Annotated in this window: 19 protein-coding genes; 9 read left to right on the top strand and 10 right to left on the bottom strand. The window is 31.1% G+C overall.

Annotated elements, in window-relative coordinates; all coding sequences use genetic code 11:
* Positions 1-102: 102 nt before the first annotated feature.
* From DIS18_RS12595 to DIS18_RS12575, 5 genes are all read left to right on the top strand, one after another.
* Positions 103-1,110 (top strand): glycosyltransferase family 2 protein, encoded by a 1,008-nt coding sequence (locus DIS18_RS12595; RefSeq protein WP_109353438.1) that lies wholly within the window; start codon positions 103-105, stop codon positions 1,108-1,110.
* Positions 1,110-2,066 (top strand): CdaR family protein, encoded by a 957-nt coding sequence (locus DIS18_RS12590; RefSeq protein WP_109353437.1) that lies wholly within the window; start codon positions 1,110-1,112, stop codon positions 2,064-2,066. Before DIS18_RS12595 ends, DIS18_RS12590 begins: the two co-directional genes overlap by 1 nt.
* Positions 2,063-2,656 (top strand): dephospho-CoA kinase, encoded by a 594-nt coding sequence (gene coaE, locus DIS18_RS12585; RefSeq protein ID WP_109353436.1) that lies wholly within the window; start codon positions 2,063-2,065, stop codon positions 2,654-2,656. The genes DIS18_RS12590 and coaE overlap by 4 nt, the downstream gene beginning before the upstream one ends.
* Positions 2,657-2,726: 70 nt before the next feature.
* Positions 2,727-4,289 carry a sensor histidine kinase gene (locus tag DIS18_RS12580; protein ID WP_181364050.1) on the top strand — a complete coding sequence of 521 codons (1,563 nt, stop codon included), beginning with the start codon at positions 2,727-2,729 and terminating at the stop codon, positions 4,287-4,289.
* A 2-nt stretch (positions 4,290-4,291) separates the two neighbouring features.
* Positions 4,292-4,996 (top strand): response regulator transcription factor, encoded by a 705-nt coding sequence (locus DIS18_RS12575; RefSeq protein WP_109353434.1) that lies wholly within the window; start codon positions 4,292-4,294, stop codon positions 4,994-4,996.
* Between the two features lie 50 nt (positions 4,997-5,046).
* Here the strand turns inward: DIS18_RS12575 and DIS18_RS12570 are convergent, their stop codons facing one another.
* From DIS18_RS12570 to DIS18_RS12545, 6 genes are read right to left on the bottom strand one after another with little or no spacing between them, the layout of a single operon-like run.
* A complete protein-coding gene (locus DIS18_RS12570) occupies positions 5,047-5,568 on the bottom strand; it encodes a nuclear transport factor 2 family protein (protein ID WP_109353433.1) in 522 nt (173 codons plus the stop codon).
* Between the two features lie 37 nt (positions 5,569-5,605).
* Positions 5,606-6,262 (bottom strand): alpha/beta hydrolase, encoded by a 657-nt coding sequence (locus tag DIS18_RS12565; RefSeq protein WP_109353432.1) that lies wholly within the window; start codon positions 6,260-6,262, stop codon positions 5,606-5,608.
* On the bottom strand, positions 6,263-6,601 hold the full coding sequence (locus DIS18_RS12560) for a hypothetical protein (RefSeq protein ID WP_109353431.1): 339 nt from the start codon (positions 6,599-6,601) through the stop codon (positions 6,263-6,265).
* A 3-nt stretch (positions 6,602-6,604) separates the two neighbouring features.
* A complete protein-coding gene (locus tag DIS18_RS12555) occupies positions 6,605-7,861 on the bottom strand; it encodes a dihydroorotase (RefSeq protein WP_109353430.1) in 1,257 nt (418 codons plus the stop codon).
* Positions 7,858-9,783 carry a BatA domain-containing protein gene (locus tag DIS18_RS12550; protein WP_109353429.1) on the bottom strand — a complete coding sequence of 642 codons (1,926 nt, stop codon included), beginning with the start codon at positions 9,781-9,783 and terminating at the stop codon, positions 7,858-7,860. The genes DIS18_RS12555 and DIS18_RS12550 overlap by 4 nt, the downstream gene beginning before the upstream one ends.
* A 38-nt stretch (positions 9,784-9,821) precedes the next feature.
* Positions 9,822-10,829, bottom strand: coding sequence for a glycosyltransferase family 2 protein (locus tag DIS18_RS12545; protein WP_109353428.1), 1,008 nt, complete (start codon positions 10,827-10,829; stop codon positions 9,822-9,824).
* Between the two features lie 89 nt (positions 10,830-10,918).
* Between DIS18_RS12545 and DIS18_RS12540 the strand changes: the two genes are divergently transcribed.
* Entirely contained in the window at positions 10,919-12,808 is a 1,890-nt protein-coding gene (locus DIS18_RS12540; RefSeq protein ID WP_109353427.1) for a M61 family metallopeptidase, read from the top strand.
* Positions 12,809-12,996: 188 nt separating this feature from the next.
* Here the strand turns inward: DIS18_RS12540 and DIS18_RS12535 are convergent, their stop codons facing one another.
* Genes DIS18_RS12535 through DIS18_RS12525 form a run of 3 tightly spaced genes read right to left on the bottom strand, consistent with a single transcriptional unit; the run spans position 12,997 to position 16,977 of the window.
* Complete coding sequence (locus tag DIS18_RS12535; protein ID WP_109353426.1) at positions 12,997-13,761, bottom strand: TIGR02757 family protein; 765 nt, start codon at positions 13,759-13,761, stop codon at positions 12,997-12,999.
* 7 nt (positions 13,762-13,768) lie between these two features.
* Complete coding sequence (locus DIS18_RS12530; protein ID WP_109353425.1) at positions 13,769-14,434, bottom strand: ABC transporter ATP-binding protein; 666 nt, start codon at positions 14,432-14,434, stop codon at positions 13,769-13,771.
* Between the two features lie 50 nt (positions 14,435-14,484).
* Positions 14,485-16,977: a DUF5916 domain-containing protein gene (locus DIS18_RS12525; RefSeq protein WP_109353424.1), complete on the bottom strand. Its 2,493-nt coding sequence runs from the start codon at positions 16,975-16,977 to the stop codon at positions 14,485-14,487.
* 178 nt (positions 16,978-17,155) lie between these two features.
* Here DIS18_RS12525 and folE point away from each other — a divergent pair, with 178 nt between their 5' ends.
* Positions 17,156-17,743, top strand: a complete 588-nt coding sequence (gene folE, locus DIS18_RS12520; RefSeq protein WP_109353423.1) for a GTP cyclohydrolase I FolE — start codon at positions 17,156-17,158, stop codon at positions 17,741-17,743.
* 42 nt (positions 17,744-17,785) lie between these two features.
* The gene (locus tag DIS18_RS12515) at positions 17,786-18,058 is read left to right on the top strand and encodes a hypothetical protein (protein ID WP_109353422.1); all 273 of its coding nucleotides are present in this window, start codon (positions 17,786-17,788) and stop codon (positions 18,056-18,058) included.
* Between the two features lie 152 nt (positions 18,059-18,210).
* Here DIS18_RS12515 and DIS18_RS12510 read toward each other — a convergent pair whose 3' ends face one another.
* Entirely contained in the window at positions 18,211-18,756 is a 546-nt protein-coding gene (locus DIS18_RS12510) for a hypothetical protein (protein ID WP_109353421.1), read from the bottom strand.
* Between the two features lie 201 nt (positions 18,757-18,957).
* Here DIS18_RS12510 and DIS18_RS12505 point away from each other — a divergent pair, with 201 nt between their 5' ends.
* Positions 18,958-20,592 (top strand): CTP synthase, encoded by a 1,635-nt coding sequence (locus DIS18_RS12505; RefSeq protein ID WP_109353420.1) that lies wholly within the window; start codon positions 18,958-18,960, stop codon positions 20,590-20,592.
* The last annotated feature ends 128 nt before the right edge of the window (positions 20,593-20,720 follow it).

Genomic DNA, 20,720 nt, shown 5'->3' with positions numbered 1-20,720 from the left:
ACCACTTCTATCGCTCTTGCACGTGTCCGCCAATAAAGAGTACAATCAAAAAGCAATTGCAAGTATGCTAAAAATTGTGAAAGGATTAGTTACATTTGTGTTATGCAATTACAATATTCATTTATTATTCCTGTATATAATCGTCCTGATGAAATTCAAGAACTTTTAGAAAGTTTTGATGCCTTAGAAGGGAATATACCTTTTGAAATTGTAATTATTGAAGATGGTTCAAAAAACACATCAAAAGATGTTGTTGAAGCATTCAACAAAAATCTAAATATATCCTATTTCTTTAAAGAAAATTCAGGTCCGGGAGATTCTAGAAATTTTGGAATGCAACATGCTAAAGGCAATTATTTTATCATTTTAGATTCAGATTGTATTCTTCCTAAACAATACTTAATAGAAGTAGAAAAAAGCTTAAAATCAGAATTTGTAGATTGTTTTGGCGGTCCAGATGCTGCACATCATTCGTTTTCAAACCTACAAAAAGCAATTAATTTTTCTATGACTTCATTTATAACCACAGGAGGTATTAGAGGGAGCAAAAACAGTGTTGGTAAATTTCAACCCAGAAGTTTCAACATGGGACTTTCAAAAAAAGCATTTGAAGACTCTCAAGGCTTCGGAAGAATTCATCCTGGAGAAGATCCCGATTTATCAATCAGATTATGGAATTTAGGTTATAAAACAAAACTAATACTAGAAGCTTATGTGTATCATAAACGTAGAATTTCTTGGAATAATTTTTACACCCAAGTTAATAAATTTGGTGTGGTTCGCCCTATATTAAACAAATGGCATCCATCAACAAAAAAAGTAACATATTGGTTTCCAACGCTATTTAGTATTGGCTTAATATTAGCAGTTATATGTTTTGTATTCGGTATTAAATGGCTATTATTTGCTTATGGAGTGTATTTCGCAATTGCATTTGTATTAGCTTTAACAAACACTAAAAGTCTAATAGTTTCTATATTAGTTATTCCCGCAATTTTAATACAATTTTTTGGTTATGGTTACGGATTTCTAAAATCAACCTTTGCGATTTTAATATTAAATAAGAATCCTGAAGCGTATTTTCCTAAATTATTTTTTAAATTGAAATAATGAAGAAGTTAAAAGCAGATATTTTAGCATCATTTAAAAATAAAAGAATCAACGTGTTCATTTTGTTTTTACTGTCTGCGTTTGTTATTTTGATATTCACTAAGCTATCAAAAGAGTATACTAAAACCATGTCTTTTGAAATTGAAAAGCTAAATGTACCTCAAGAGAATGTAATTTTAAATGATTCAACCTATTTTAATATCACTCTAAAAACACATGGTTTTAAATGGTTGAAATATTATTTTGCACCACCAAAAATCAAAATAGATTTCAGTAATGATGTGTATAGAAATGATGGCATCTTTGTTTGGAATAAATCAAAATCATATTTAAATAATACACAGTTTGGTAAGCAAGTAGAGCTTTTAAATATCTCTCCTGACCCTATAACATTTCGTTATGGTGTAAATATGGTAAAAAAAGTTCCAGTTAAGATTAATGCTGAAATCAATTTTGTTCCAGGTTTTGATATGTCAAGTAATATTGTGTCAGAGCCAGATTCTATAACAGTAGTTGGGCCAGATTTATTGGTCTCTGAAGTTAACCTTATTGAAACAGAAGACGTTATTTTGAGTGATATAAGAGCAGATATAGCAGAACGAGTAAGCCTCAAGTTACCTAAAAATCTATCAGATTTAAAATTTTCTTCTGAAATAATATTATTAAAAGGTTTGGTTGAAAAATTTACTGAAGGTACACTTACTATTCCGGTTTCAGTAATTAACACTCCTTCAGATATTGAATTAAAATATTTCCCAAAAACTGTTACAGTTTCTTATTATGTCAGTTTGAGTGATTTTAATAAAATTCAACCCTCACATTTTAAAGTAGTCTGTGATTATAATAAAACTAGTAAAAATCAGTCTTTTTTAAACCCAGAACTTGTTAAGTATCCAAAGGTTGTTAAGAATGCTAGACTAGGTCAACAACATATAGAATTTATTGTTACAAAATGATTATAGTAGGACTTACAGGTGGTATTGGTAGTGGAAAGACAACTGTAGCAAAACAGTTTTCTGATTTGGGTGTTCCCGTTTATATTGCGGATGAAGAAGCTAAAGCTTTAATGAGGCGCTCAAAAATTATTAAAAGAAAGCTTATCAAATTATTTGGAGATAAAGCCTATTTAGGTAATGAATTAAATAAGCCATTTATAGCTAACATCATTTTTAATGATAAAAATTATTTGGCTAAGATGAATGCAATAGTCCACCCGAAAGTTGCTAGACATTTTGAGAAATGGGTTTTAAAGCAAGATTCTCAATATGTTATAAAAGAGGTTGCTATTTTATTTGAAAACAATGGACATAAGGCATGCGATTATGTTATAACCGTTATATCTCCAATAGAAACAAGAATAAAACGCTTACTTAAGCGTGATAATACTTCAAAAGACAAAATTGAAGCTATTATGAAAAATCAATGGTCAGATGAAGAGAAAATAAAACGTTCTCATTTTGTTATTGAAAATATAGACTTAGATGAAACTAAAAAACAAGTCTTAAAAATTCATAAGAAACTTCTTGTTAAGGCTAAAGTATCTTAAAATTTAACATTTTTGTTAATGTAAGGTTAAAAGGTAATAACCCTAAATGTTAAAATGTTAATTTTGAATAATGGGCAAAAGATTATTCATTCTATTGATAATACTCATGAGCTTGTCTTTAGTTGGTATTATTGCTATTCAAGCTTATTATATTAATGATTCTGTTGAAAACGAAAAGGAACGCTTCAAATTCAATGTTGTAAAGGCGTTAAATTATGTTTCAAACACTATAGAAGAAAACGAATCGGAAAAGTATTTTGCTAAGTTTTTAAACTTAGATAGTGATAAAAAAGCAGATGAAGATGCAGTTTCGCAGTTACTCATTTATCAAAAGAATAATAGCACTAAAGAAACGCTCATTTACAGAAGTAATGTTTTAGAAGAGAACTATAAACTATCTTCTTCGCTCTTTGACATTGGTTTAGATAGCCTCGATATTAAAAACATCACAGCAAAATCAACCGCTGAAATATATAATAACACAGGGAATAGAGATATAAAAAGCCCTATTTCAAAAATTATTAGAAGTGGTACTATAGATGAAGCACAACGCTTAAGTTTTGACAAAAGTTTTAAAGAGATTTCAAAACGCACGCCAATTCATAAGCGTGTTTCTGAAGCAGAAATTAAAACGCTTTTATCAGAAAAACTTAAAAAAGATAATATAGATATCGATTTTGAATTTGCTATTTACAGTAACGATTTAGCAACAAAAGTAAGAAGTGATAACTTTGAATATGAACCCAATTCAAATTTCAAAGTGCCGGTTTTCTATGATGAAAACAATCAAACACCTTACAGGCTGCTTGTTAATTTTCCTGATGATGGTAAATTTATTTTATCTGGTATAATAGGCATGATTTTATTATCGATAATTTTCACTTCTATTATCATATTAGCATATACAAGTGCATTATTTCAGTTAGTTAAGCAACGTAAAATTTCTGAAATTAAAACAGATTTTATAAATAATATGACGCATGAGTTTAAAACGCCAATAGCAACAATAAACTTAGCTCTTGATGCTATAAAGAATCCTAAGGTTATTGATGATAAAGAGAAGGTGAAGCGTTATCTCAGAATGATAAAAGAAGAAAACAAGCGTATGCACGCGCAAGTTGAAAATGTCTTAAGAATATCTAAACTAGAAAAAAATGAATTAAACATTAGTAAGGATAGAGTCAAGTTACACGACTTAGTAGAAGATGCTTTAACACACGTAGAACTTATTGTTGAAGATAGAGGCGGTTCTATGAAAACGTTTTTAAATGCTGATAAATCGTCAATTTTAGCTAACGAAACACACTTTACCAATGTTATAGTAAATATTCTGGACAATGCTATTAAATATTCTCCAGACGCTCCTAAAATAGAAGTTTATACTGAAAATGCAGGAACAAATATTATATTAAAAATTAAAGATCATGGTAGCGGTATGAGTAAAGCGGCTGCCAAAAAAGTGTTCGAAAAGTTTTATAGAGAGCACACGGGAAATATTCATAACGTTAAAGGTCACGGATTAGGTTTGGCTTACGTTAAAAGAATTGTAGAAGACCATCAAGGTCATGTATCAGTAGAAACAGAAAAAGAAAAAGGAAGCACATTTATTATTAAGCTTCCGTTAATATCATAATTATGGAAGAGTTTAAAAAAAGAATATTATTAGTAGAAGACGATCCGAATTTTGGAACCGTTCTTAAGGATTATTTAATGATGAATGAGTATGAAGTTACACATGCTAAAAACGGTATGGAAGGTTTCGAAAAATTCAAGAAAGACGATTTTGATTTATGTATCCTTGATGTTATGATGCCTTATAAAGACGGGTTTACTTTAGCTAAAGAAATAAGAGAAAAAAATACAGACGTACCAATCATATTCTTAACTGCTAAAACGATGAAAGAAGACGTTTTAAAAGGTTATAAAGTAGGTGCGGATGACTACTTAAATAAACCCTTTGATAGCGAGGTGCTTTTAATGAAGATTAAAGCTATCATTCAAAGAAAAGCTACAGAAACTATTTCAGATAGTAAGCAATTTGAGTTTAAAATTGGACGATTCGATTTAAATTCAAAACTCCGTTTCTTGAAATTTGATGGTGGAGATCCTGTTAAATTATCTCCGAAAGAAAATGAATTATTACGTTTGTTAGCTTTACATGAAAATGATTTAATGCCACGTGAATTGGCACTTACTAAAATATGGCGCGATGATAATTATTTTACATCACGTAGTATGGATGTGTATATTGCAAAACTTCGTAAGTATATGAAACTTGATGAAAAAGTAGAAATACTTAATATTCACGGAGAAGGCTTTAGGTTAGTAGTAAACAGTTAGGAAAACCTAATTTATGATATAAAAAAAATCCAGCATTTAGCTGGATTTTTTTATTTCTTGTATTTATCAAAATCCTCAATATCAAATGCTTTTTGATATGATGCTTCATCAATTGTATTATTTTCTGATGAATCATAATCCACTAATATTTTCCAGATGCCATTTTCCTTTTTCAAAATCACATGGAATTTACCATAATAAGATTTTTCGTTTGCAGTATTTGGGTTTCTAGTTAATTTATAAATACCACGCTCAGAGGCTTTATAATTATTACAAATGCGTTCTAAAAACCTAAAAGAGATAGTCTGATTTATGGCTTTGTCTTTCCAGTGATTCTTATAACTTTCTATATATTCAGTTAAGTCTTTAATACTTTGTGAGTTTCCGCTAACTCTAACTAAATCATTTGAATGTAAGCTGGAAAATAAATTGTAATCCAGATCCTCAAAAGCTTTGGTGAAATTTTCCCATAAATCTGTATTTATAGCTTTAAGCTGTGTTGCGTCTTGAGAAAATAAAGAAGTTCCTGTAAAAAGAAATAAACAAAATGTGATAGATGAAAGCGTTTTCATATGAACCTGAATTTAAAGGTTTAATATATGAAATTTATTAAATACGTTTTTCTATCCAATCTTTAAGCTGATAAAAGTTTTGAGGGGCTACACCATGTTCCACAGGAAACTCAGAGTATTGGTGTTTAATATGTAGACTATCTAAAAAAGGAGGTGTAAGTCTAGCCCAATTAACAGGAATTACTTGGTCTGCACTTCCATGAGAGCAGTAAAAATCTAAGTTAGAGTAATCTCGATTTTCTATATTCTCAGGAAAAATATCTTTATTAATGTAGCCGCTAAGTGCTACTATGTTTTTTACTTTCTCAGGGTATGTTAAAGCAACAGCGTAACTTAAGATAGAACCTTGGCTAAATCCAAGAAGCGATACATTGTTTTTATTTACAGGATATTCAGCTACAGCTTCATCAATAAACGTAGCAATTAAATCACGAGAACTTTTAGCTTGTTCGTTATCACTCCATTTACCTTTCACTTCATCAAAATTAATGGCATACCAAGCATTTCCATAAGGTTGCATCTGGTAGGGCGCTTTAACTGAAATAATAAAAAGCTCTTCTGGTAATTCAGCAGCAAAAGAAAATAAGTCGTTTTCATCACTACCATAACCATGTAGAAGTATTAAAAGTGGTGCGTTTTCAGTTAGGCTAGATTCACGAATAAGATGATCTAGAGCGAGCGAGGTATGTAACATTTAAGATCCGAGATTTGAAAATATTTTTTGGTATAAGTTACCAACTAAAGGTACAGGCTGTTCTTTTCTTCCAATGGCATTTGTAAAGCCATAAATAAAAAGGACTGCAAAAAACAAATAAAAAGAAGACGTAATTAGCCAACTATTAAAGCTTCCTATTATATATCCTAAAGCAAAAAAAGTAAGCCAAAGCCCTAAAGATTGTCTAATATGAAAACTAGCAAACGCACTTTTTTTAGCATCTTCATTATTTAAATAATAAGCTATAATAACGCCAAAAATGGTAATGTAACTAATAATAGCGTTTTGGCGCCCTTTATCTATATCTTGTTCAGTCATTAATTAAGAATTTAAAACGGCTTTATTATTAGCAATAATTCCGTAAGCTTTTCCTTTTAAAGTTTCATTTTCAAAAATCGCGTTTTTAGATCTTGAAACAATATCTGCTTTAGAGAATGTGTATTTACTATCCGGATCAAAAAGTGAGATGTCTGCTCTGTTTCCAACCGCTATAGAAGAGGATTCAATTCCAAATCGTGTTTTTCCTTTTGTTAAAACCTCAATAGTTTTTTTTATGGTAAATAAGTTTTGTAAAGCTCCTAAAGCACTTTCTAAACCAATAGTACCGTAGCTAGCATGGTCAAATTCTATTTTTTTGTCTTCAATATCAATAGGATTGTGGTCAGTGGTAACCATATCAATAGTACCATCTTTAACACCTTCAATTAAAGCCTCTATATCAGTTTGCGTTCGTAATGGGGGTAATACCTTAAAATTGGTGTTAAAATCCGTTAAAACGTCATCAGTAAAGTATAAGTTATGGATAGCGACGCTACAAGTAACATCCAGTTTCTTCTTTTTCGCTTCTTTGATAAGTGTTACAGATGTAGCTGTTGAAATTGTTGGGATATGTAATTTCCCGCCTGTGTATTCCAATAAAAACAAATCTCTTGCAACTTGAAGTTCTTCTGCTAATGCAGGAATACCTTTTAAACCTAATTTGGTGCTCGTTATGTTTTCATTCATAACACCATTTCCAGAAATTTTATTTTCCTGAGGAAATGAGCAAACCAAACCATCAAAATTGCTGGCATATTGCAGTGCAATCTTCATTAAGTTTGGGTTAGAAATGGGTTTCTTATAATCGTAAAATGCAACAGCTCCAGCAGTATTCATGTCAAACAGTTCTGCTAAATCTTCACCTTTACTTCCAACGGTTAAGGCACCTATTGGAAATAAGCTTACCGCATTATTACTGGCTTTAGAATTTAAAAATGTAATATCTGAGTTGGAATCTATTACTGGATTGGTGTTAGCATTTACAGCTACAGCAGTATATCCAGAGTAGGCAGCAGTTTTAAGACCGTTTTTTATAGTTTCGCGTTCTTCGTATCCAGGTTCTCCAAAACTCACACTACTATCAAACCAACCTTGAGATATATGAAGGTTATCACGTTTAACTTCTTTATAGTTTTTAGGATTTTTAATGCTGCTGGAAATCTTAGTAATCACGCCATTTTCAATTAAGATGTCTTGAGTTGTATTGTGAAACTCGCTTTTAGAATCTATAATTGTGGCCGATTTTATAAGTATGTTCATTTAAAGAATTTTAAGATGAGCATTTCAATAATCAATAACGCTAGTGCAAAAATAACAAACCATTTCCATAGCACGTTAACTTTTGTGTCACTTTTTATAGTATCGAAAACTTTAGTGATAGAATTGCTAACAGTAGCATGCTCTATATTAGAAAGGTCTTTATACGTGAGTTGACTCTCTTGTCTGCTGTAATTATAACTCACGTGTTTAACGGTTTCTGTCTTGTTTTTAATAGCGTAAGTTTTTGCTATTGATGGCTGTTCTGATGTGTTTACAACAACTTTGTTATTAAAATACTGTTGTTTCGGGATGATGTTTATATCTTCATTAACTAAAGATAAAACGGCATCTTGCTGCATTTTTGTTTCCACATCAAAACTGTTTTCTTTTCCAATTGTGTAGTATAAATCAGGGATTTTAAAACTTTGTTTTGCAATATTGTAAAGCGTCGGAACAATTAAGGGAGAGTTTTGAAAACTTGAATTTTTCTGATTTAAAGCGGATGTAAAAACAAATGTGTTTTTAAACTGGCCTAAAAACAATTTGCCATCTTCAAAGTTCAAAACATTTGAAAGGCCGTTGGTATTTACATTGTAAAAACTAGTAATTTTTGGGTATTGAAAGTTTTTTACTTGCTTTTCAAAAACGCCAGTATTGTATAAAGGATGTGAATAATTTATTGTTGTAATACGCTTTTCTGAAGAAACAAAATCTTTAAAACTACCTCTGTAATTTGTTAATAATTGGTTATATGAAGCAGTATTAATAGAATTAGAAGGTACAACAACCAAGGAACCTCCTTGATTAGTAAATTGTTTTAAAGCAGCATTTAAAGCTACAGGAATACTATTTAACTCATTCAGAATAATAAGATGTTGGGCATCAATTAAATTATAATTTAGTTGGCGTTCTGGTGTAGAGGTATAGTTAAACTCAGTATCTGTATAGATACGTTTTAGGAAGTTATCGTTATTACCGTTAATTACTAATACATTAATTTTTGAAGCCTTATTGATGTTAAAAAATAACTCATTATCAAACTGTAAATTAGCATCGTTAATACTTATTTTTCCATGAATGATTTGGTTTACCGGTAAGGTGAAAATAGTTTCAGTTTCATCTTCAATAAATACAGAAGTCTTAGCGATTAGCTCATCGTTATTGTATAATGAAACTGGCAAATTCTCAATAGGAATGCCACTGTTTTTTAAGCGTACTTTTAACTCAATAGACGTAGGATTCGTTTCAGAAATATAAACACTATCAATAGCTACGTTGTTTTTATTGATTGGTTCTAGATTTACTAAATTTAAATTTATTGAAGTATCTTTTATGTTTTTTAATAATGATTCATCTTCTTGAAAATCAGATATTAAAATAATATTATTTAAAGTATTAGTTTTTTTATTTATTAAAGTCTTGGTTTTTAATAAAGCAGCTTCAGACGTTAATATTTCAGAACAATAGTTGAGCCCTAGTAAATCATTTTTAATTGCCTTTATTGTAGTGTTTTTAAAAATAGCATCATTTGTAATTAACGATATATTTTCATTCTCAGGTACATTAACTATAATATCTTGTATGGCACGTTTTAGTAATTCGCCTTGGTTTCCTTTAGCTTGCATACTAAACGAATTATCTAAATAAATAACTGTTTCTTTTTCTTTTTTAAAAGCGTCAGATTTAGAAGTAAAAGGTTGAGCAAAAGCAAAGACTAAAGCTGTAAGTAATAGCATTCTAGTTAAAAGAATCAGCCACTTTTTTATTTGCGAACTTTTACGAGTTTGTAGAGTTGCTTCTTTTAAAAATGCCACATTAGTAAAATCGACTTTTTGAAATTTACGAAGTTGAAATAAATGAACAATAATGGGGATAAGCAGTAAAAATAATGCGTAAAGAAGTTCGGGGTGTTTAAACTGCATATTGATTTAGATTGAGCAAATCTATATAATTTTTTTGACTAACAAAAGAAAACATAATCTTCAATAGAGGTCATTTTTAATTTATTCAAGTAGTTTTTAATAGCTATTTGTTCGGTTTTGTTGGCAACAGTAATAATACTTTGCGGATTTTTAATGATTTCTAAATCATTAAAAGGCCTTAAAACGGTGCCGTAAATATCTTTTCCAATTTTCTTTGGATTATCGCAAATCCATTCAAAAGGTAATTTTTTTTCAATAAGCGATTTTGCAATAAACTTCCCTTTATTACCGGCACCCCAAACCACTAGTGTTTTTTTTGGGTTATAATCTAACTCTAAAAAATAATCTAGTTTTAAAGGTATAAAGTGATTTTCAGCGTAATGTTCATTAGTCCTAGAGGTTCGATGGCTATAATCTCTCCAATCATGCAAAACAATATTACAAGGAATACATATAAATTTGTGTTTATAAAACCGAAATGCTAAATCGTAGTCTTCTGGATATCTTTCAGGATTAAAGGCGTCACAAGTTATTAAATCCTCCCGATGCATCATCCAACAAGGCGAGGGGATAACACACTCTTTATATATTTCAGAATAATTAGTACCATTTTTAGTTAGTTTATTTAACCAAGTCTCATAGCTTTTATAACCCGCTTTTATACCTTGTTCAGAAAAATAATTAACTAAACCCAAAGCAACATGATGTTTACCGTAAGTCATTAAATTGTTAGCTAAAACCTCTATTTTGTTAGGCTGCATACTATCATCACTATCCATTCTAGTGATTAATTTACCAGAACTTTTAGTAAATGCCAATTGTAATGCATCAATAATTCCGCTACCAGAATTTTTAAAAAGCTTAATTCTGTCATCTTGATGTGCTAGATTTTTAACTATAGAATAACTTTTATCAGTTGAGTTGTCGTCAATAATAACAAGTTCCCAATGTGTATAAGTTTGCTTTATAATCGACTGTATACACGCGTCAATAAACGTTTCTGTGTTTTTAAATGGAATTAAAATACTAACTAATGGGTTCTGCATATCGCGAATTTAACAAAACCTTAAGAAAGCACCCCGTAACAATATGGTAATTTGCACGTCAATTAAAAAAACTATAAAATCGATTTTTGATGACTACAAAAACACTATTCGCTTTTTTTGCTGGTGCTTTGTTAGTTGGCTGTGGGTCAACTAAAAATGCTAGTAACGATTTAGCAACAAGCTTACCTATTGAAACTTCAATAAATTTATCTAATATCTCTGATGATAAAGCTCCTGTAACAATTAATCCAGGACGTTTTACTGTTGAAACTGTAACTTACAGACTACCAAGAGTAGTTCAAGGTACATATTCTGTGAGTGATTTTGGTAAATATGTAGATGACTTCAAAGCCTTTGATTACAAAGGAAATGAAATGACAGTTACTAATGTGGATACTAATACTTGGACCATTGCTAATGCCAAAGAATTAGATAAGATTACCTATTTAGTAAATGATACTTATGATATTGAAAAGAGTGGAGGTATTGGAAAAGACACGCCATTTTCACCATCAGGTACAAATTTAGAGACTAATAACTACGTTTTAAATTTACATGGTTTTATTGGGTATTTTGACTCTTTAAAAAATAATCAATACAAATTAGATGTTACAGCTGCATCAGATTTTGTACGTACTTCTGCATTGCAAAATGTAAGCTCAAAAACGAGTGAAGATGGTAAAACAACAACAACAAGTTATTTTGCACCTAGATATTTTGATATTACAGACAATCCAATGATGTATGGTAAACTTGATGTTGAAGAGTTTCAAGTTGGTGATATTAAAATTGTTTTAAGTGTATATTCTCCAAATAAAGTGCACACCGCTAAATCTCTTAAGGACGTTGTTTTTAAGATGATGAAAGCTCAAAAGGCTTATTTAGGAGATATTAATTCTACCCCACGATATGATATTTACTTATACTTGTCAGAAGGGAAAGAAGATTCTCCAAAGGGGTTTGGTGCCCTAGAACATCACACATCTACTGTTGTGGTATTACCAGAATCTATGGACGAAGCAGCAATAGCATCTAGTATGACAGATGTAGTATCTCATGAGTTCTTTCATATTGTAACACCGTTAAGTGTTCATTCAGAAGATGTACATTATTTTGATTATAACAACCCAACATTTTCTAAGCATTTATGGATGTACGAAGGGGTAACAGAATATTTTGCAACTTTATTTCAAATTGATCAAGGTTTAGTAAAAGAGAAGGCTTTTTACGATAAAGTAATGAGCAAAATTGAACGCTCTAAAAAATTAAACGATGCTATGAGTTTCACTATAATGAGTGAAAACATTTTAAAAGACCCTTATAAAGATCAATATTTAAATGTATATCAAAAAGGTGCATTAATAGGGATGTGTATTGATATTTTAATGAGAGAGGAAAGCAACGGTAATAGAGGTATATTATCTTTAATGAAAGAACTTTCAAATAAATATGGAAAAAATAAACCTTTTGAAGACGATAAGTTAATTGGAGAAATTACTGCTATGACTTACCCTTCTGTAGGCGAATTTTTAAACACGCATGTAGTAGGAGATATTCCTATTGATTACAGTAAATTCTTTGATAAAGTAGGTTTAGAAATAGCAGAAGGTAAGGTAGAAGCAAATTATATTCTTATAAATGGCGCGCCTATAGTAAGTGGAGCACCAGATAAAGGCATCTTTTTTATAGACAGCGTTTTAGAAAATAGTTTTTGGAAAGAACAAGGTGCACAACCTAATGATATTATTAAATCTGTAGATGGAAAAGAGGTAACACTTCAAAATGCCAATGCGGTTTTAGGAGAAGTTTTTGGTTGGAAACCTGGTAGAGATATCGAAGTTGTTTTAGAAAGAGACGGGAAAGAAGTTGTAATCAAAACCACTACCACACAAGGCTATACTACCGGTAAAGCCATAAAGGTAAAAGAAAACGCAACAGATGCTCAAAATGCATTACGCGAAGCTTGGTTAAAAGGCTAAAATAATTTACAGCTTATAAATTTAAATTAACGATTGATGAATATTATGTTCGTCAATCGTTTTTTTTATGGCGTTACCACAAGGGTCGGGCTATCCGTTACAAGTCCTCGCACTTCTCCCTTAACCCCGATAACTATCGGGGTCGGGATCAGGCTGTGGGCTATCCACTACTATCCCTAACGCAGACTTTAAAACCCTTCAAAAACACCTAATCCAAATAAAGCAAAATCATATTTTACAGGATCTTTAGCGTCTAGTTTTCTTAAAGAAGTATCTAATTCTAATAAAGCTTTGGCATCATTTTGTTTTCGCTTTAATAGTCCTAGTTTTCTGGCTACATTACCAGAATGCACATCTAAAGGGCAGGAGAGAAGGCTTGGAGAAATTGATTCCCAAATACCAAAATCAACACCAGTATTATCATTTCTAACCATCCAACGTAAAAACATATTAATACGTTTCGCAGCAGAGTTTTTTAACGGGTCGCTCACATGTTTTAGGGTCCGATGTAAGTGTTCAATTTCAAAGAAAATAGATTTAAATTTTGAGATAGATTCTTGCAGAGAATCTTTTTCAGCATGTTTCTCAAAAACAGCTTCTAATCCATTATGATTAATGTAAATATGTTGAAGTGATTTTATAAACTGCATACAATCATTACCATTAAACGTTCTATGGACAAAAGGTTGCAGTTTTTCTAAATCAGATGCTTTATGATTAATAATAAAATCATAAGGCGAATTGTCAAGTAATTCTACTAATCTATTTGCATTGTTTATAATACTCTTTCTGTTTCCCCAAGAAATTGTAGCAGTTAAAAATCCAGCAATTTCAATATCCTCTTTTTTACTGAATTTATGTGGAATTTGTATTGGGTCGCTTTCTATAAATTTAGGGTTGTTGTATTGAGAAACTTTAGCGTCTAGAAATTCTTTAAGTTCAGCTTTTTTCAAAATAAGCTTACAGATTTACAATTAAACCATCAACCATAGTTAGCTTTCTGTCAGCCATATTTGCTAAATCTTCATTATGTGTAACAATAACAAAAGTTTGACCAAATTCATCTCTAAGTTTAAAGAATAAGTTGTGTAAATTCTCAGCAGATTCACTATCTAAATTCCCAGAAGGTTCATCGGCAAAAATTAAATCTGGATTATTAATTAAGGCTCTAGCAACAGCTACGCGTTGTTGTTCTCCTCCAGAAAGTTCATTTGGTTTATGATCGTAGCGATGAGATAACCCTAAAAAATCTAAAAGTTCTTTAGCACGAGTTCCGGCATCAGTTTTTTTGGTACCTTTTATAAAAGCAGGTAAACAAACATTTTCTATAGCTGTAAACTCAGGTAATAACTGATGAAACTGAAAAATGAAACCAAGATGCTCATTTCTAAACTTAGCTAAAGCTTTGTCTTTAAGAGTGTTTATATTGGTATTATTTATAATTAACTCAGAATTATCTTTGGATGTAGCTTTATCAAGTGTACCTAAAATATGAAGCAAAGTTGTTTTTCCAGCACCAGAAGCACCTACAATGGAGACTATTTCTCCTTTATTAATTTGGATATCTACACCTTTTAAAACTTGTAAATCGCCGTAATACTTATGAATATTTTTTGCTTGAATCATTTATAAAAAATAACAGATGTGAATTTACTACTTTAAAATGTGATGCACAATTAAGAGCTGTTTTTGTTGCTAAATACATTTTTAACATCATTGTAATCAATAAAATAAACAAGTCTTAATGAAAATGTATTTCTTTTTTCTTGGTCAAATAAATTATCCAAACTATCAAAAAAGCCGTCTTGAGAATTATTTGAAAAGTTAAAAATCTGATTTCTATATAAGGCAGTAAGTTGGCTACCTGGAGCAAATTGCCATGTGTAGCTAAAATCTAGATTCCAAGTGTTAAAATTAGCATCAGGATTAAAATCAGAATCTGTTCCAATGGTAGTTTTTGTATTTGTGTTAGAGACTAATAGCGTTCCATCATCTTGTAAGTTATAAACTTGGTCATCATAAGTTACGCGACTCAAATAATTCCTAAAACTTAAGGTAAGAGCATTAAAAGGATTGAAGTTGTAACTTCCTGAAATACTTACTTCTGTTTCAATACGCTCTCGTTGACCAAAAATAATTTCACCATCAACATCTTGCCCATTAATATAACCTCTATCAGCAGTATAATCATCATATTCATAACCTATAACAACTAATAATTTGTCGTTAAATTTAAAACGAGGCCTAACGGCATACCAATAATTATTGAAATTATCTCGTTCCTCATCAAAGAAACAACCATATCCTACATTTGCATTTATGGCAAAAAAGTTATTGTAGTTAGATGAAATCCAAAGATTTGTTTGTGCATAGTTTTTTGTTATAAAATAACTATCAAAGCCGTTTCTTGGTTCAAAATAATCAAAGCGTTTACCAATATTCCAATTACCATTTATTCCAAAAGAATGTAATTTTTTATTAGTTGCATTAAAATTTAGGCCCAAATGCGTTCCTGTAAAGGTATTGGGGTTTGCCAAATGGTTGTAATTAAACCAAGCATTAAAACGGTAACTATTTAGTTTTTCAGTTGGTTCAAAAATTCTATAACTCATTTCTGCACCAAAATTGCTAAAGTTATTTCTAAACTGTATTCCTAAGTCATTAATATCAAAATTTTCATCAGCATAATCATATAAAACAGTATATCTAAATTTGCCGCTATTTTTCCCTGCTCCAATTCTGGCACTATAGCCATTTTCTTTGTCAGCAACATCATTAAACGTGCTCATTTTTACTTCACCTATAGCGCCGTAGGTGTTTTTTTTGTTTATTAAATCTAATAATAAACCTGTAACATTTGCATCCTTAAAATCACCATTTCTAGTAACATTTGTATTTATTAAAGTGACAGACGAATTTTTATTAAACTGTTGGTCTAAAACCATAATATTATAGTTTGCAAGTGGCTCTACAACTTCTTTTCTTCTAGATTTTACAGTTTCTTCGTTGGGTGTATTTTCGTTTATTATTTCAGTTTTTTCAATAGTTGTTGATGTTTTTTCAGTAATGGCATTAAAGAAACCAATACCCAAGCCTTTTTTTGTTCTGCCAGATATTTTTACGGCGTTAATCATTTGTACTTTGTCTGGGTAATCAATAATTTCTTCATCATCATCTACTTCTGGGGTTACTGAAGGATTATCACCAATACGTCTTGAATAAAAAAGACGCCCTTTGTTAAATAAATCTACCCCTTCTGTAAAAAACTGACGTTGTTCTGCAAATTGCTGTTCAAAAGGACCAAGATTCAATTCAACATTATCAAATCCAGCTTGACTAAAATCAGGAACTAGTGTAGCATCTAAAGTGATGTTTTCTGTAATGCCATATTTAACATCTAAACCTGCTGCAAAATCAGTGTCAGTTTCACCGTCAAATGTACTTACTAAACCTGATGCATAAGGATAAAAACTCAGGCGTGTTGGCGGAACAATGTTTTCCAAACCTTTTAATTCTGCATTGTATAAACCAAAGTTCCCTTTAGTAACATCAATGGCATTCCATGTGTATTGCGCTCTTGTTTGTCTAAAATGTCTATGGAATTGAATACCCCAAGTTGGGTCTTCTTGTTGTGTAAAACGTAATGCTCTATAAGGTATTTTTACTTCAACAATCCAACCATCATCAACAAGTTTAACCGCACTTTCCCAAACAGCATTCCATCCAAAATCCTCACCATTGCTAGGGCTTTCAACAGCATCAGCTTGGGTTCCAGAGCTAAACACGAAAAACTCAGTGTTGTTTTGAGCATCATTATTGGGGTTGAATATTATTCCAAAAAAATCTGACTGTCCAAAATTGTCACGCTGTGTAAATTGCCGCATGATATCTTCTGGATTATCGTATAAATATGCAGAAATATAAATAGCATTATTATCATAACACATTTTTACTTCAGATCGTTTTTCTTTAACTGGCGATTTACCAACATCTGGTCTAAATTGAATAAAATCTGTAGCTATCTGTAAATTATCCCAAGTACTTTCATTAAGAACTCCATCTATAGTTGGAGGCGTTTGAGTTCTAGTTATTTGATACGTTTTTTTGGTTTGTGCTTCTAGTTGCATAATAATGCACAAGAAAAAGATTAAGAAGGTTGATTGCCTCATAATTTGGATTTGATTGATGATGAAAGTATGCTTGTTATTAGTCACTTAACAATAACAAAACTAAATTTGTTATCTTTTATTATTCACAATAAAAAGTTAAAAATTTTCATGAGTTTATTAAATAATCAATTTTCGATATGTTTTTTTAATTACCTTTAATTTAAAATTAAAAATTACTATGCCATATAAGAGTTTTGAAGAGTACAATATGAAAGTAACTGATGATGTTAAAGACAGATATAAAAACATCATTAAAGATTTAGGCGAGGATACAAAACGGGATGGCCTTATAAAAACACCAGAACGTGCAGCCAAAGCAATGCAATTTTTAACACAAGGCTATGATCAAGATCCTGTTGAAATTCTTAAAGGCGCCATGTTTAAGGAGTCTTATAACGAAATGGTTATTGTAAAAGATATTGAGTTGTATTCACTTTGTGAGCATCATATTTTGCCATTTTTCGGAAAGGCACATATTGCTTATATCCCTAATGGACAAATTGTTGGATTGAGTAAATTACCAAGAATTGTTGATGTTTTTGCAAGACGACTACAAGTGCAAGAGCGCTTAACAGAACAAGTGTTAGATTGTATAAATGATACTTTAAAACCTCAAGGTGTTGCTGTTGTTATTGAAGCATCGCATATGTGTATGATGATGCGTGGTGTACAAAAGCAAAACTCAATTACAACCACGTCTGGGTTTAGAGGGCAGTTTGAAAAAATTGAAACTAGAAACGAATTTTTAAAGCTTATAGGGAAATAAATTTGGTATGTTTCTTGTTATATTTTTAGTAAAACAATAACAATGAATTTAGAAAACTTAAGTAAATATAAAAAACTAGGATTAAGCCTTGTGTTTGATGCTATTGGTATGCTCACCATCTTCGATATTATTTGGGCGCCAGCATCTGGTTATATAATGAGTAAAATGTATAAAGGTACTAAAGGTAAAATTGCTGGTGTAGTGTCTTTTATAGAAGAGATTATTCCAGGTTTTGATATTATTCCAACCTTTACCATCATGTGGTTTTTAACCTATGTATTCCAGAAAGAGGAAGAGGAGATTTTGGAGGTTTAGGATTGGTTTTTGCTAACGGTCTCGTATAACCGTCAGTTACGGGTTAAATTAGCGATTATTTTAGGTTCAGCACTAGCCTTAGTAATTCCGAGTGGATTCGGACGTAGTCGAATCCGCCGTAATTGCGATTATACATTGTTGTAATACGTTTTTTATATTCCACCAAAAATTTCATTCAATTTAATTTCCCGTTTTTCAATTCCTTCCGTTTTTTCAATGCTTTTTGAGAATAATTTTTGGAAAAAGTTTCTATTAGTAAAATCATACCTACATATATATTGAGATTCGTCATAAGTATCAACAATGGATTTTAATATTTTTCCATTCAAAACATACTGTATTTCTGTTCCAGCTAAACCATTTTTTAAAATAGTAATAACTCTATTTTTGTTAAAATCTATAAATTCCAAACCAGGATTTCCATAACTCTTTCCATTTTCATTAAAATCGTGTTGGCGAAAATAATCTCCTTCAACAAACTTATTATATCCGACAATTTTTGGATTGAAGACTTGTAAGTAGATTAAAAGGTCTTCTTCTAAATATCCAACTCTAATTTCAGTCAGAGAGTTTTGGTCAGTCGATTTAAATGTTTCGATTTCGGTTTGATTTATCAATTCAGAAGTTGAGTTTTCAAATTGGCCACTGTCAATTAAAACTTGGTTGATAAGCTCTTTCCAATTTCTGAATTCCTGCATTTTCTTGATTTGGTCAAATATGTTACAACTTAGATGATATGACGTCGTTTTAATGACTTATATCAGCCGTTAGCGAATTTAGTAGAATTTTTTTACGAATTCAAGTATTTTGTAGGATTAAATGAATTGGAAAATTGTTAACAAGTCCCACCAAAATAACTATTTTAATTTTGTAAATTTGCCTGCGTTTATAAGCGCAACATGACAACTACAACAAAATACATCTTTGTAACCGGTGGTGTTACATCTTCCTTAGGAAAAGGAATTATTGCAGCATCTTTGGCTAAATTACTTCAGGCACAAGGTTATAGAGTTACTATTCAAAAATTAGATCCATACATTAATGTAGATCCTGGAACGTTAAATCCTTATGAACATGGCGAATGTTATGTAACAGAAGATGGCGCTGAAACAGATTTGGATTTAGGGCATTACGAGCGTTTTTTAAACACACCAACAAGTCAAGCTAATAATGTTACTACGGGTAGAATTTATCAAAGCGTTATTCAAAAAGAACGTCGTGGAGAGTTTTTAGGAAAAACAGTTCAGGTTGTTCCACATATTACAGACGAAATAAAAGAGCGTGTTCAGATTTTAGGCAAATCTGGAGATTATGATATTGTTATTACTGAAATTGGAGGAACAGTTGGTGATATTGAATCCTTACCTTATATTGAAGCTGTACGTCAATTGCGTTGGGATTTAGGAGAAAATAACGGTATAGTTATTCACTTAACCTTAGTACCTTATTTATCTGCTGCAGGCGAGTTAAAAACAAAACCTACACAGCACAGTGTAAAAACACTCATGGAAAGTGGTGTACAAGCAGATATTTTGGTTTGTAGAACCGAGCGTAACTTGCCAAAAGATTTACGTAGAAAACTAGCTTTATTTTGTAACGTAAAAGAGGATGCTGTTATACAATCTATTGATGCATCTACAATATATGATGTGCCAAATTTAATGCTAGAGGAAGGCTTGGATAAGGTGGTTCTTGAGAAACTAAATTTAGATAGTTCAATACCAGACATCACACAATGGAATCAATTTGTACATCGTCATAAAAACCCAAAAACAGAAGTTACTATTGGTTTAATTGGAAAGTATGTAGAACTTCAAGATTCTTATAAGTCTATTTTAGAAGCTTTTATACACGCTGGAGCGGAAAATGAAGTAAAAGTTAATGTAGAGTCTGTACACTCAGAATATATAAACAGTGACAATGCTAAACTAAAATTAGCGCATCTTGATGGTGTTTTAGTAGCACCTGGTTTTGGAGAGCGTGGTATTGATGGAAAAATTGATGCTGTGCAATATGTAAGAGAAAATAATGTGCCTTTTTTAGGCATTTGTTTAGGAATGCAAATGGCAGTTATTGAGTTTTCTAGAAATGTTTTAGGAATTAATGATGCGGCATCTACTGAAATGAATGCAAGTACAACTAACCCTGTAATTGGTTTAATGGAAGACCAAAAGAATATTACAGATAAAGGAGGCACTATGCGTTTAGGAGCATGGGCTTGCGATTTGAAAATGGGAAGTGCTGTAAGAGATATTTATAAAGCTGAAAGTATTACTGAGCGCCACAGACACCGTTATGAATTTAATGGAGAGTACAAAGATAAGATTGAGGCTGCAGGCATGATTGCTACAGGTTTAAATCCAGATACTGGTTTAGTTGAGATTGTTGAAATTCCAGAACACCCTTGGTTTGTAGGTGTGCAGTATCACCCTGAATATAAAAGTACAGTAGCAAATCCGCATCCGCTTTTTGTAGCTTTTGTAAAAGCATCATTAAACCATAAGAAAAAGAAAAACAATGCCACTATGGCATAAAAATAAAATTGGATAGTTTTTTGATTATTCAATAAACTTTATAACAAATAACATTTGTCATAATGAGCACAGTCGAAATATCTCTAAAAAAGATGCTTCATGATATTCAGAATGACACCAACTAAAAC

This window comes from Algibacter marinivivus (assembly GCF_003143755.1).
GTDB classification, from domain to species: Bacteria; Bacteroidota; Bacteroidia; order Flavobacteriales; family Flavobacteriaceae; genus Algibacter_B; species Algibacter_B marinivivus.
This window is presented reverse-complemented; position numbering and strand designations above follow the sequence as displayed.

What these genes read in the sequence shown, in the direction of transcription:
- DIS18_RS12595 (WP_109353438.1), top strand. Translation starts at nt 103, where the DNA reads ATGCAATTACAATATTCATTTATTATTCCTGTATATAATCGTCCTGAT.
- DIS18_RS12590 (WP_109353437.1), top strand. Translation starts at nt 1,110, where the DNA reads ATGAAGAAGTTAAAAGCAGATATTTTAGCATCATTTAAAAATAAAAGA.
- coaE (WP_109353436.1), top strand. Translation starts at nt 2,063, where the DNA reads ATGATTATAGTAGGACTTACAGGTGGTATTGGTAGTGGAAAGACAACT.
- DIS18_RS12580 (WP_181364050.1), top strand. Translation starts at nt 2,727, where the DNA reads ATGGGCAAAAGATTATTCATTCTATTGATAATACTCATGAGCTTGTCT.
- DIS18_RS12575 (WP_109353434.1), top strand. Translation starts at nt 4,292, where the DNA reads ATGGAAGAGTTTAAAAAAAGAATATTATTAGTAGAAGACGATCCGAAT.
- DIS18_RS12570 (WP_109353433.1), bottom strand. Translation starts at nt 5,568, where the DNA reads ATGAAAACGCTTTCATCTATCACATTTTGTTTATTTCTTTTTACAGGA.
- DIS18_RS12565 (WP_109353432.1), bottom strand. Translation starts at nt 6,262, where the DNA reads ATGTTACATACCTCGCTCGCTCTAGATCATCTTATTCGTGAATCTAGC.
- DIS18_RS12560 (WP_109353431.1), bottom strand. Translation starts at nt 6,601, where the DNA reads ATGACTGAACAAGATATAGATAAAGGGCGCCAAAACGCTATTATTAGT.
- DIS18_RS12555 (WP_109353430.1), bottom strand. Translation starts at nt 7,861, where the DNA reads ATGAACATACTTATAAAATCGGCCACAATTATAGATTCTAAAAGCGAG.
- DIS18_RS12550 (WP_109353429.1), bottom strand. Translation starts at nt 9,783, where the DNA reads ATGCAGTTTAAACACCCCGAACTTCTTTACGCATTATTTTTACTGCTT.
- DIS18_RS12545 (WP_109353428.1), bottom strand. Translation starts at nt 10,829, where the DNA reads ATGCAGAACCCATTAGTTAGTATTTTAATTCCATTTAAAAACACAGAA.
- DIS18_RS12540 (WP_109353427.1), top strand. Translation starts at nt 10,919, where the DNA reads ATGACTACAAAAACACTATTCGCTTTTTTTGCTGGTGCTTTGTTAGTT.
- DIS18_RS12530 (WP_109353425.1), bottom strand. Translation starts at nt 14,434, where the DNA reads ATGATTCAAGCAAAAAATATTCATAAGTATTACGGCGATTTACAAGTT.
- DIS18_RS12525 (WP_109353424.1), bottom strand. Translation starts at nt 16,977, where the DNA reads ATGAGGCAATCAACCTTCTTAATCTTTTTCTTGTGCATTATTATGCAA.
- folE (WP_109353423.1), top strand. Translation starts at nt 17,156, where the DNA reads ATGCCATATAAGAGTTTTGAAGAGTACAATATGAAAGTAACTGATGAT.
- DIS18_RS12515 (WP_109353422.1), top strand. Translation starts at nt 17,786, where the DNA reads ATGAATTTAGAAAACTTAAGTAAATATAAAAAACTAGGATTAAGCCTT.
- DIS18_RS12510 (WP_109353421.1), bottom strand. Translation starts at nt 18,756, where the DNA reads ATGCAGGAATTCAGAAATTGGAAAGAGCTTATCAACCAAGTTTTAATT.
- DIS18_RS12505 (WP_109353420.1), top strand. Translation starts at nt 18,958, where the DNA reads ATGACAACTACAACAAAATACATCTTTGTAACCGGTGGTGTTACATCT.